Annotated in this window: 14 protein-coding genes and 1 tRNA gene; 10 read left to right on the top strand and 5 right to left on the bottom strand. The window is 47.3% G+C overall.

The annotated features are described in order from the left end of the window. Window positions 1–46 precede the first annotated feature (46 nt). A complete protein-coding gene (gene ahr / locus ACUY4S_RS20445; protein WP_312691150.1) occupies window positions 47–1,066 on the bottom strand; it encodes an NADPH-dependent aldehyde reductase Ahr in 1,020 nt (339 codons plus the stop codon). Window positions 1,067–1,303: 237 nt separating this feature from the next. On the opposite strand from ahr, the gene ACUY4S_RS20440 reads away from it, so the two are divergent. The 8 genes from ACUY4S_RS20440 to ACUY4S_RS20405 all read left to right on the top strand — a co-directional run bounded on the left by ACUY4S_RS20440 (window position 1,304) and on the right by ACUY4S_RS20405 (window position 5,846). After that, window positions 1,304–1,756 (top strand): lysozyme, encoded by a 453-nt coding sequence (locus ACUY4S_RS20440; protein ID WP_458021733.1) that lies wholly within the window; start codon window positions 1,304–1,306, stop codon window positions 1,754–1,756. A gap of 193 nt (window positions 1,757–1,949) precedes the next feature. Next, entirely contained in the window at window positions 1,950–2,594 is a 645-nt protein-coding gene (locus ACUY4S_RS20435; protein WP_312691152.1) for a DUF2589 domain-containing protein, read from the top strand. 48 nt (window positions 2,595–2,642) lie between these two features. After that, window positions 2,643–3,350 carry a DUF2589 domain-containing protein gene (locus ACUY4S_RS20430; RefSeq protein WP_458021732.1) on the top strand — a complete coding sequence of 236 codons (708 nt, stop codon included), beginning with the start codon at window positions 2,643–2,645 and terminating at the stop codon, window positions 3,348–3,350. Further along, window positions 3,343–3,798: a lysozyme gene (locus ACUY4S_RS20425; protein WP_312691154.1), complete on the top strand. Its 456-nt coding sequence runs from the start codon at window positions 3,343–3,345 to the stop codon at window positions 3,796–3,798. Before ACUY4S_RS20430 ends, ACUY4S_RS20425 begins: the two co-directional genes overlap by 8 nt. A 20-nt stretch (window positions 3,799–3,818) precedes the next feature. After that, window positions 3,819–4,301 carry a ribonuclease gene (locus ACUY4S_RS20420; protein ID WP_458021731.1) on the top strand — a complete coding sequence of 161 codons (483 nt, stop codon included), beginning with the start codon at window positions 3,819–3,821 and terminating at the stop codon, window positions 4,299–4,301. Between the two features lie 56 nt (window positions 4,302–4,357). Continuing rightward, on the top strand, window positions 4,358–4,771 hold the full coding sequence (locus ACUY4S_RS20415; RefSeq protein WP_458021730.1) for a hypothetical protein: 414 nt from the start codon (window positions 4,358–4,360) through the stop codon (window positions 4,769–4,771). Continuing rightward, window positions 4,768–5,148, top strand: coding sequence for a hypothetical protein (locus ACUY4S_RS20410; protein WP_312691157.1), 381 nt, complete (start codon window positions 4,768–4,770; stop codon window positions 5,146–5,148). Before ACUY4S_RS20415 ends, ACUY4S_RS20410 begins: the two co-directional genes overlap by 4 nt. Window positions 5,149–5,306: 158 nt before the next feature. Then, window positions 5,307–5,846, top strand: a complete 540-nt coding sequence (locus ACUY4S_RS20405; protein WP_458021729.1) for an RNase A-like domain-containing protein — start codon at window positions 5,307–5,309, stop codon at window positions 5,844–5,846. 86 nt (window positions 5,847–5,932) lie between these two features. On the opposite strand, the gene ACUY4S_RS20400 is transcribed toward ACUY4S_RS20405, so the two are convergent. Next, window positions 5,933–6,532, bottom strand: coding sequence for a response regulator transcription factor (locus ACUY4S_RS20400; RefSeq protein WP_312691159.1), 600 nt, complete (start codon window positions 6,530–6,532; stop codon window positions 5,933–5,935). A 414-nt stretch (window positions 6,533–6,946) separates the two neighbouring features. Here ACUY4S_RS20400 and ACUY4S_RS20395 point away from each other — a divergent pair. Next, a tRNA-Leu gene (locus ACUY4S_RS20395) sits at window positions 6,947–7,031 on the top strand. A gap of 164 nt (window positions 7,032–7,195) precedes the next feature. Further along, entirely contained in the window at window positions 7,196–8,455 is a 1,260-nt protein-coding gene (locus ACUY4S_RS20390) for a tyrosine-type recombinase/integrase (protein WP_458021728.1), read from the top strand. 51 nt (window positions 8,456–8,506) lie between these two features. Here the strand turns inward: ACUY4S_RS20390 and ACUY4S_RS20385 are convergent, their stop codons facing one another. From ACUY4S_RS20385 to ACUY4S_RS20375, 3 genes are read right to left on the bottom strand one after another with little or no spacing between them, the layout of a single operon-like run. Further along, window positions 8,507–10,222 (bottom strand): DUF2326 domain-containing protein, encoded by a 1,716-nt coding sequence (locus ACUY4S_RS20385; protein ID WP_458021727.1) that lies wholly within the window; start codon window positions 10,220–10,222, stop codon window positions 8,507–8,509. Then, the gene (locus ACUY4S_RS20380; RefSeq protein ID WP_331275956.1) at window positions 10,206–10,448 is read right to left on the bottom strand and encodes an ABC-three component system middle component 6; all 243 of its coding nucleotides are present in this window, start codon (window positions 10,446–10,448) and stop codon (window positions 10,206–10,208) included. The genes ACUY4S_RS20385 and ACUY4S_RS20380 overlap by 17 nt, the downstream gene beginning before the upstream one ends. Then, window positions 10,442–11,443, bottom strand: coding sequence for an SMEK domain-containing protein (locus ACUY4S_RS20375; protein ID WP_458021726.1), 1,002 nt, complete (start codon window positions 11,441–11,443; stop codon window positions 10,442–10,444). The genes ACUY4S_RS20380 and ACUY4S_RS20375 overlap by 7 nt, the downstream gene beginning before the upstream one ends. Window positions 11,444–11,455: the final 12 nt, after the last annotated feature.

The following is an 11,455-nucleotide window of genomic DNA, read 5'->3' as shown; positions in this document are numbered from 1 at the left end:
GTTGCATATACGGCCTGCCTGGGCAGCAAGCCACTAAGCCTGCGGGTTAAAAATCGGCTTTCAACACCACGCGATAACGGGCTTTTCCGTCACGCACATGCTGGATCGCGTCATTGATTTGCGACATCGGGAACATTTCAGTGGTTGGTGCCACTTTGGCGCGCCCGGCAAACTTCATCAGCTTACGTAGCTCAAATGGCGTACCGGTCGCCGAACCCGAGATGCTGCGATCGCCCGCGATCAGGGTAAATGCTGGTACTTCCAGTGGCTTCATCACCGCACCCACGGTGTGGAAGTGTCCGCCGTGCGTCAGCGCTTCAAAATAGGGCTGCCAGTTCAGATCGACGTTAACGGTATTGATGATCAAATCATACTGGCCTGCCAGCGCTTTCAGCGCTTCTGGATCGCGGCTGTTAACGACGTAATCCGCCCCCATAATGCGCACTTCCGCTTCTTTTGCCGGGTTGGAGCTGAACGCCGTCACTTCGCAACCCATGGCGTGCAGCAGCTTAATGGCGATATGCCCGAGGCCGCCAATGCCAATCACGCCGACGCGGCTGGTGGCGGTAATGTTGTGCATCAGCAGCGGCTTGAACACCGTAATCCCGCCGCACAGTAACGGGCCGGCGGTTTCAATATCAATGCTGTCCGGCAACGGGATCACCCACTGCCAGTCGGCGCGGATTTTATCGGCAAAACCGCCGCGATTAAGGATCGTCGGCACGGCGCCGTTCTGGCAGTTGATCTGGTTGCCATCGATACAGGCATCGCAGTGCCCGCAGCTGCGTGCCGTCCAGCCAATGCCCACGCGCTGGCCGACTTTCAGGCCTTTGTTCTGCGCAGCACTGCCCAGCTCGACCACGCGGCCAATCACTTCATGCCCGGCGACCAGCGGGTACTGCGAAAAGCCCCACTCGTTGTCGATCATCGACAAGTCGGAGTGGCAAATTCCGCAATAATCCACCTGCACTTCCACATCTTCCGCCGACAGCGGGCCTGCGTCGAACTCCTGCAACTCCAGTGCCGCACCGGCCTGCGGCGCGGCGTAACTTTTAATGATGCTCATCACGGATTCCTTTGATTGAGAGGGGAACGCATGAAGTGTAGGGCATCTGGCGGTCGGCTGGCAGCCCACTGGCGCGTAGATCGCCCGTTTCGTTAACACCGAGCGGCTGCAGGGCTCCTCCCGGCTGGATTTTCGGAATCTCCACAAGGCTAATTCCGCCCCGCAACTTTGCAACACGATGTGTCAGAACCATCCTGAAATGGAGGGGATGTCCCCACTGAAAACAGGAGCAAAATCATGGCCAATCAACCGGACAGCACTGGCGATGCGGGTGTGCAATTAATTAAGTCTTTTGAAGGGCTTAGATTAGAGAAATACAAAGATGCCGTCGGCAAGTGGACCATCGGTTACGGCCACCTGATCCTGCCGAATGAGAGCTTCACCGGGCCGCTTACTCAGGCCGAAGCCGACGCGCTATTGCGTGCCGATCTGGGAAGTGCCGAACGCAGTCTTCACCGGCTGGTAACGGTGGATCTCAATCAGAACCAGTTCGATGCACTGGTGTCGTTTACCTTTAACCTCGGGGCCGGTAATTTGCAGACTTCTACACTGCTCAGACTGCTTAATGCTGGCGAGTATTCACAGGCTGCCGACCAGTTCCCTCGCTGGAACAAAGCGGGCGGCAAAGTGCTGGCCGGGCTGACCCGGCGGCGCGAAGCGGAACGAGCGCTGTTTTTAAAAGAGGTATGATGCGTTGGATAGCGGCCTGTCTGCGATGATCGCCAGGCCGCGTGTTCTGCGTTTTCCCTGGGCTGTCTGCCCTGGGCCATTTTCCCCGTCTTTTACCGTCATCCAGCCAATATTTTCACGCTCTTGCCCCCGTTACTGTGGGTTTGCGAATTCGCAACGCGATGTTTTCGTATAACCCACAGGAGTATGCATTATGGATTCACAATTTATTGGATCGGTCATTAATGCACTGCCGCTGGAGCACATGATTGGCGGTCCTCTGCAGGCAATGATCAAAGCGCAGGTGCAGGCAAGTAAAGCGTATGCCGACTTCCTGCTCTCGGTGTGTATCAAGGACGGTAAGGCGGAGTCAGTACAGTTTGACTACGACGAAACCGTGGTTGACGACAAGGGCGTGATTCAGGGCGTGGTGAAAAAAACCATGCGCATCCCGCTGTTGGCCGCCATCTCTCACCCGAACATCAGTATCGAAGAAGGCACCATCGACTTCGAACTGGAAGTGTCTCAAAGCGAATCCAGCAACAGCGAAACCAGTGCCGAAGCCTCACTGGAAGCATCTGTTGGCTGGGGGCCGTTCAGCGTGAAAATCTCCGGCCGTGTGTCGCATAAAGCGCAGCAAACCCGCTCCAGCGATACCCGTGCGAAGTACAGCATCCATACCCAGGTTAAACGTCAGCCACCGCCGGAAGCCCTGATGCGTGTGATTGATTTCCTGACGGATGCCGCAACACGCCCGGCTGTTCTGCCGTCTGAGGCTCAAAAGCTGGAGTCCAAACAGCTTGATGCCTACCCCGCAACGCCAACGGCAGCGGAACCCGCTCCGGCGGCACACCCCTGATGTTCACCCTGAGGCTGCCTGGCAGCCTCATTTCTCACGGAGCGCACTATGTCAATGAAAGACTGGCTTCGCGGCAACCGTGGCGCGGAACCGAAGGCGGGTTCAACTACACCACCGCCACCCCCATCACCGGAAGAGAGCGCCGGGTTGCCGCCGGCCGATCCGCCCGCGGAAGAGAACGTTGGCCTGCCGCCTGCCGACCCGCCACAGGATCCGCCGCCGCCTCCACCGCCCTCGGGTGACGGTACGCCACCCTCCACGCCTGGCGGGGTTCCGGTCACGCTGGCGGATATCACGCGCGGTATGCAGCACGCGGCATCGGCGGCGAACCAGCTGATCGCCCACCAGTATATGCAGGCGCTGGATCCCTTTTTTGAACACAGCGACGACGGGCGACTGGTACCGAAAGTCGTTGAGATGGCGTTAGACGATGAGCACCACTTCAAATTGCCGCTGGTGGCGCTGTCTACGCCGCGTGGGCTGATGCTCGAGAAGATGAAAGTCTTCCTCACCGTACGCACCGATGCGGTTGAGCAACAGAGCACCCTCTCAGGCGCCCCTGATGACGCAGTCAGTCGCTTTCACGTCAGCATGTCGCCGCCAGGCCGTGAAGGTAGCGGGCGTGATAGCGGGCATGTGGATATTGAAATGCAGTTCACCGTGCTGGAGCCGCCAGAGAGCGTAATGCGGCTCATTGAAGAGTACACCAGGCAGGTTCTTCCCCAACCCACCAACAGGAGTAATGACAATGGCTAATCAACCGCTGAACACCGGCGTGGCCGGACTGACATTAATTAAATCCTTTGAAGGTTTGAGTCTTGAGAAGTACCGCGACGCGGTCGGCAAATGGACCATTGGCTACGGCCACTTGATCCTGCCCAACGAGAGCTTTCCGCAGGCGCTGACCAAAGAGCAAGCCGAAGATCTGCTGCGCGCCGATTTAGGAATGACCGAACGCGGAATCCGCAAGCAGGTGACCGTGGATCTTAATCAGAACCAGTTTGATGCACTGGTGGCCTTCGCGTTTAACGTTGGGCTGGGCAATTTGCAGAGTTCGACCCTGCTACGCTTGCTTAACCAGGGGCAGTACCAGGCGGCGGCCGATCAACTGCCGCGCTGGAATAAAGCCGGCGGTAACGTCCTGGCGGGGCTGACGCGCCGCCGTGAGGCCGAACGTGCGCTGTTTCTGGCTCCGTTAAACTGATAGCGCAAGGAGAATTATTGATGAAACGTTATTTCCCGATGATGGTGGGGGCCGGACTGCTGGCCTCGCTGTTTGTGCTGCCTGCCCGTGCCGACTTGCCGCAGTGCAGCGCGGTGGTGCAGGCGGCCAACCAGCTACTGGCGCAGCAGAATAAGAAGACTGTTCAGGATGAGAAAAAGCTGACGGCTCTGCTCAAAACCCTGAACCGCGATGACGTGTTGCCCGCTGATTACGTCACCCGCGAGCAGGCGCTAAAACTGGGCTGGAGCGGCAAAGCGGAAGATTCGCTATGGAGTGTCTGGGCGCTGAATAAAAAGCAACTGGGCGGCGATCTCTGGACCGGTAAACCGCTACCGGGCAAAGGTAAATGGTACAGCGCAGATGTGGATAGCGTACGCGGTCTGCGCAGTAACAAGCATCTGATCTACAGCCCGGAAAGCGCGACGCGTTATCTCACTACAGATAATGACGCCACTACCGTCACGCTTCCCCCTTGCCAGTAGGCACGTTAGCGGCCTCATCCTATTTGTTGAGGCCGCCTGTTCAGGAGGATAACGCGATGGCCGTTGACGGTATTCAGTTATTAAGCCAGGGACTGGCCGCGCTCGCCGGATTGTTTGGCGGGCTGAGCGTCTCTTTTTTCTGGCAGCCAAAAAAACTGCATCAGCATGGCCGGCTTGCTGCCGGGGTGATCATTGGCGCGATTAGCGTCAGCACCACGTTTACGCTCGGCGGGTTTATCGCGCGCTGGCTGGGCATGAACTTTAAAGACAGCGATATTGCTATGGGCATCGGCTATTTTGTCGGGGCGATAAGCGTAGGAATGATTGCCTGGCTGGCCAACTTCTTTAACCGCCGGGAAGGGCACGATATTTTGCAGGTGGCAGGAGAGTTAAAACGCGCCGCCCGTGGCGCAAAAGCTGCGCCGCGCCGCCGCGCGCCCAGACGGCCTAAACCGGGGGAATCATCATGACGTTAAAGCTTTTATTCTGGGTCGTAACACTGTTGGATGTGGCGATCGCGGTAATTATTTTTGTTAGCGCGTTGAGCAATAAAATGCTGACGATTCCGTTATGGTATCGCATCGGTTTATTAATTACGGCCTTTGGTTTTACTGTGCAGGGCTGCCTTAATTTACCCTTTCTGTTATTTAACGTTATTTTAATGGCACAGGAATTACCGTTCTGGATCTTAAAAGATGTCGGCATTGGGATGATTTCAATTTATTATTTCTGGCACACCATGCATAAAGATGAAAAACCGAAAAAAGCCCCGGCGCGTAAAAAAGCGCCCGCGACCAAAAAAGCCACCACGCCGCGAACGCCGCGTAAAAGAACCCCCGCACAATAATCAACACGGGGTAACTGCCGAACCGGTTACCCCGTGAAATGGCCCAGGCCATTTATCACTCCATTCCCGGCCAGTTGCCAAATATTCCACATGCTGTAATGGCGTTAATTTGAACCTGCGAATTCGCATATCTTTTATTCCACTCGCAGGAGATGATTATGTCTGTTAAATATGTTTTATCACGTAAGGTAAAAACGCACGGCATTATTTCTGCTGTTGCAGCATCACTGTTTTTATTCTCGGCTGGCGTACTTGCAGAGAATAAGGGGCCTGCTTGCGTATTCCCGGATGACAAACTGTCAGCGGCAGAATGGGCAAAAGCGCAGGATAAGGCTGGTGGTCATATGGATACCTGCCATATTGCAAAATCAGATCAATGGCTTGTAGATCGTACCAATGGTCCTAAAGATGGTTGCACCAAAGCGGGCACAGCAACCACCTGGGAAAACGCTGACGTTATGTGGAAGTATATTGGCCAAACTATCCGTACTTTTTGCGCTGCCCAAGAAGAAAGTAAAAGTTCTATTGAATATCAATCATTACCTCTCGATGATAAAGCTACACCTACACCTGTAGAAGTAGGCAGAGGCTATGATGCAGGCGGTGCCTTTGTAATAAAGAATAACGGGAAAGCTTATATCAAGCTGGTTAAAAAGAATCAATTGTGGCACGTACAAACCAGTTACCCCCAACAATAAGATAAACAACAGGAGCATTATGCCCACGCATAATGCTCCTTTTTGCTCAGAAAAAAGGCATCAGCAGAAAATAAAACAGGTCAGTATTAATCGTCTGAGTACATCATTGCCGCCTGAGTGCGATTATTCACATTCAAACGGCGAAATATGGATTCCAGGTGCGCTTTTACCGTTCCGGCGCTGATATTTAAACGACGACTAATTTGTTTATTCGACTCACCCGCCGCCAGCAGCTTGAGGATCTCGCGCTGGCGCTCGCTCAGCCGGGCCAGCGCGCTCTGGCCATTATCCAGCAGGGTAATGCTCTCCTGCGGCAGGCAAAACATCCCCAGCGACGCTGTGCGCAGCGTCTGGGCAATGGTTTCTGGCGGCGAGTCGCGGCGAACAAAAGCAATCGCATGATGGTTAAGAAACAGGCGCAGTAATGTGGGCTGGCATTTATTCATTAGCATCACCACCGGGATTGCCGGGTGGTGCAATGCCAGCGCATCAAGCAATTCGAGACTCGCAGTTTTATTTCCATCTCCGTCCAAAAGAATTAACGACGCCGGAAATTCGTTAAGGGTATCGTCAATTTCATTTTGATTATTCAATCCACGAACTTTCACCTCCGGAATATATTGCGACAGTACTGATGCCATTCCTTCAATAAATATCGACTGCTTGTCAATCATGAGTACATGCATGCGTCGTCTCCACGTAATAGCGTTCTTCATTGAGTCTATTAATCATCAGAGTAAACAATGAAAAGTAAAAAAAGAAACAGGCTAATTGGCATAGGTCTTTTAACCGATATGCCAGTTTAGTGAAATTGAAAGTGGATTATGTTTTTAATAAAATATCATATATTAAAAAAGACGACTGCGCTATTTTGCAAGATTATTAGCAGGCTGGCTTTTATAAAATAATCCCGTGCCAATGTGAAGCGTTATTTTACCCGTAAAATATAATTGAAGGTTACCCCGCAAGCAGCGAGGGCAGGGAGTTACAGTTTGACCAGGCGCTGATTTTTTCAGCACTTAGCAGCGGATACCATGATCGTGACTTGCATAGCGGCCCACGGCAGGTATAATCCAACACGTTTCCGCATCCCCTTCAGTGCCGAAGTGGCGAAATCGGTAGACGCAGTTGATTCAAAATCAACCGTAGAAATACGTGCCGGTTCGAGTCCGGCCTTCGGCACCATTAGTACTTCCAAGACCATCCGAGAAATTCCAATTTTCCCTTAAAAATCAATGAGCATAGCGTTTTTTTACGTCCTGAGCCGTCCGAGGTTGTCCGTTGAAATCCGGATATCATTGGGGGCATAATTGGGGGCATCTTTACTTCGATTAAAAATGTGCCCCCAAATGAAGCTCAATGCAAGGCAGGTCGAGACCGCAAAGCCAAAAGACAAAACCTATAAAATGGCCGATGGCGGCGGTTTGTATCTTGAAGTTTCGGCCAAGGGTTCTAAATACTGGCGCATGAAATATAGACGCCCCACTGACAAAAAAGAGGATCGTCTTGCTTTTGGTGTTTGGCCTACTGTTACGCTTGCTCAGGCTAGAGCAAAGCGCGACGAAGCTAAAAAGTTGTTAGTGCAGGGCATCGACCCAAAAGCTGAACAGAAGGAAGCTCAGGCCGAAAACTCAGGAGCATATACTTTTGAAACTATTGCCCTCGAGTGGCATGCCAGCAATAAGCGCTGGAGTGAAGATCATCGATTACGCGTTCTTCGTTACCTTGAGTTGTATATCTTCCCTTATATTGGCTCGTCTGACATTCGTCAGCTCAAAACCAGTCATCTCTTGGCTCCGATCAAGAAAGTTGATGCCAGTGGTAAGCATGATGTCGCCCAGCGCCTACAACAACGTGTCACGGCCATTATGCGTTATGCCGTACAGAATGATTACATCGACTCAAACCCGGCCAGTGATATGGCAGGAGCTTTATCGACAACCAAAGCGCGACATTACCCCGCTTTACCCTCCAGCCAGTTTCCTGAGTTTCTTACTCGTCTTGCTGCATATCGTGGCCGGGTAATGACACGTATCGCGGTTGAGCTTTCCTTACTGACTTTTGTGCGCTCCAGTGAGTTACGTTTCGCGCGTTGGGATGAATTCGACTTCGATAAATCTCTTTGGCGTATACCAGCAAAACGAGAAGAAATTAAAGGTGTGCGTTACTCGTATCGTGGCATGAAAATGAAAGAGGAACATATTGTTCCTCTCAGCCGGCAGGCGATGGCTTTGTTACAGCAGCTCAAGCAAATTAGTGGCGATAAAGAGCTGCTGTTCCCTGGGGATCACGACGCAGCCAAAGTTATGAGTGAAAACACGGTCAATAGCGCATTGCGTGCTATGGGCTATGACACGAAAACCGAGGTTTGCGGGCACGGGTTTAGAACGATGGCGCGTGGTGCTATGGGCGAGTCAGGGTTATGGAGTGATGATGCGATAGAGCGCCAATTGAGCCATTCAGAACGTAATAATGTTAGGGCTGCATATATCCATACTTCCGAACATTTAGATGAGCGAAGACTAATGGTTCAATGGTGGGCTAATTATCTTGATATAAATAAAAGAGAGTATGTTACTCCTTATGATTTTGCGAAAAATAAAGAGTGATAATATTTATATTAATTTAGGGGGGGAGTCCCCCCTTCCAAATCTATACGACTACTTTTCTTGATACTGTCGACCTAAAAATCTATGCGATTTCGTAAGGGTCACGCGCCTATATTCTTCAATATCTAATTTTAGTTCATCGTTTTCAATTTCTTTTAGCTTGTCTATATTTAATGTCAAAATGTACTGAGTATCTTCTAAACAGCTTGATTTGGATGATATATAGTTCAAGCTCTTTATTAATGTATCTGTGTCGACATCAAAAATGTTATCATGAATAAGCAGTTTCGGATGTTTAATAAATGTGTCATGTGTGAGTAATAATGACATGTCGTATATGAATACTTTCTCTCTTTCATTGCTGTGACTGCCATCATCAAAGATTCTTAAGTCAAAATCAACGACGTTGTTTTTATCATTTGCAGATATACTAAATGAGCACTTCCTATTTTCCATAACATAATCATGTATAGAGAATAGCGTGTCTTTGAATTCTGAAATAGTCGCGCTTTGGTTTGTTATGTCTATTTCTAAGTCAACTATCTTGGCTGCTTTTTCAGCCTTTTTAGCTTTCGTTTTAAACTCGTAGTCATCGAATTTTTTTATGAATGAAGATAATTGCGAGAGTTCTTCAAGTTTTTTCTCATAAGCTAGGAATAGCGACTTAATATTTCGCAAATGGCCATTTTGTTTTATGATGGCTGTTTTTGAGTTTAGCTTTAAAGATATATCATTTATGGATGTTTCTATTTTTTCTATATCGAATAGAATCGAATCTTTTCGTGAGTCAATGAGTACCCTTTGGAAATTGTCAATTTTCTTTTTGAATCCTAAAACATCGCTAAGCTCTTTACCTATGTTATCGCCCAATCCGGCTTTAAGTTTGTTATATAATTCAATGACTTCATTTTCATCTATGTAATTATCACCAATCAGAGCCTGTATTTTATTTAACTCTGATTTTAATATGGCTTTTTTATTTCTCAAACTATCCAGACTATCTTCATAGCTAGCGATTTCATCGCGAATGAAATCAAAAGTTTTATCCCCCTCTAGCAAATCCATCTCTTGCTTGATAATTTTAACTTGATAATCTAGATCATTAACCTCTGATCTTGCGTTTGATATTTTCTTGCCGGATATAGTTTCTATATCAGCCTTGAGTTTTCTTTTGGCAATGTTCAGTTCTGAAATTGATTTGTTTATTTCTTTGATTTTTTTATAAAGCTCAATATTTATCCCAAAAAGGAAAAGATGTGGGGTGTAATCTGGAGGAATGCGTTCTTTAGTATCATAACAGTCAATGATAGATTTGAACTCCGAGCGTTCATCTCGAATTAATGGACCAAGAATATTTCGAAAGGTCGGATGGGATTTTGAATTCATATCTTCAAACATTAATATGGTTAGAAAGTGATTTACATCTTCAGTAGATGTAAAATCCTTCCTAACCCCATTAATAAATAATGTAGGAGTGTTTTCTGCTGCAATACTTCTTTTTGTTATAATATGGTTTTCATTAATAAAAAAATCTAAACATACGCGTATTTCTGTTGGGAAATCCTTGCTTGGGATTTTTGACAGACGACTACGTTTATAATCCTTCATTAGACCAAAGTTAATAAACTCTATAAGAAGGGATTTTCCGACGCCATTGGTTTTATTTGATGAGTCGTCCTTTTCACCTAATATTAGATTGATACCTTTCTTGAACACGATGGGCTCAAAAGAAGAAGGTTCACTGTAAAGTTTATTTATTCTTATCATTTTTTAAAACCACATAAGGTTCGTTAAAATCAATGAAATCTAGCGCGTATAAAAAAATCATTCCGTAGTATATAGAACGCACTCCGATTAATCTATTTTTCCTTAAGTTTCTTGCTAGCTCAAAGATGCTTATGCAATCTTTACCTTCAAGCAACTTTAATATGTATGAGCCTACTATCGGGGCTGATTTCTCTATGCGCTCGTCTTTTGAGAAAAGTTTTAGCATGGAGTTTTAACCTTATTTGGGAAAACATTACACCTAATCATATTGTCTATTAAATAATATTGTATTGCAGCGTCGTCATAGTCAATCCCATTAGAACTTAGGCGAGAGGCGTAATACTCTATCATTTTGTCTAAAGCTCTTACAGGATCACCATTACATTCATCTAATGCCGAGTTGCTAGCGCGCTTTAGATATGCCGAAAGCTTGTTGGTGTTTATTGTTCCAGAGTCATTTGAATTACTGATTTCGTTTAAAATACCTGCATATGTGCTAATCAAAGACATATAAATATCCATGAGGTATTCCGCATACTCTGAAAATCTTTTATTTATTTTACCATGAGGATCTGGTTCTTCTACAAAACCATTTCCGTTTAGAGGATGGTCGTCAGCACTCAGAATTTTAATCATTTCCAGAATTGTTGTGACTTCTTTTGGCGCTTTTTGTGAGGGTGTGTCAAAAATTTGAGATGATAAGTAGTCACAAATCTGTTGTATTTTAGAAGGAGACAAACTCATTATGACTTTAATCAAGTCAGTATAATCTAAAACATCTTTTGAAATGGATATTACAAATTTATCTCCGTAAGTTTGGGTTTGATATCTTTTCTTTTTAGTTAAGATTAAAACCATTAATCTGTCGATGTTTTTTATATTGTCTGTCTCTATAAATCCATCCACTGTTTTTTTGATTTTAGAAAAATCAGAAGTGGATGTGACTTGGATGGCAAGTCTATTTTTTACATCGATAAGGTCTATCGATTTAGCATTGGCATCAATAGTATTTAAATTTATAAGTGATACATCATATATGATATTTAGAAGTTCACAAAAAAAATACTCAGCATGTATATTTAAGTCTGTTAGATTTAGGGAGGTATTTAACTCAATTTTATACGCCAAAATTGCTAATTTAGTGCTTATTTTCTCAATGTTTTCTTTTCGCTGTAGCATGTCCTTGGCCTCAGTTGCACCTGCTAAGTACAAAGTGTGCATTATGTAGCCATA

This window comes from Kosakonia beeri (genome assembly GCF_054165705.1).
Note: the sequence above shows the minus strand (reverse complement) of the source record. Positions and strands in the feature narration are given on the sequence as shown.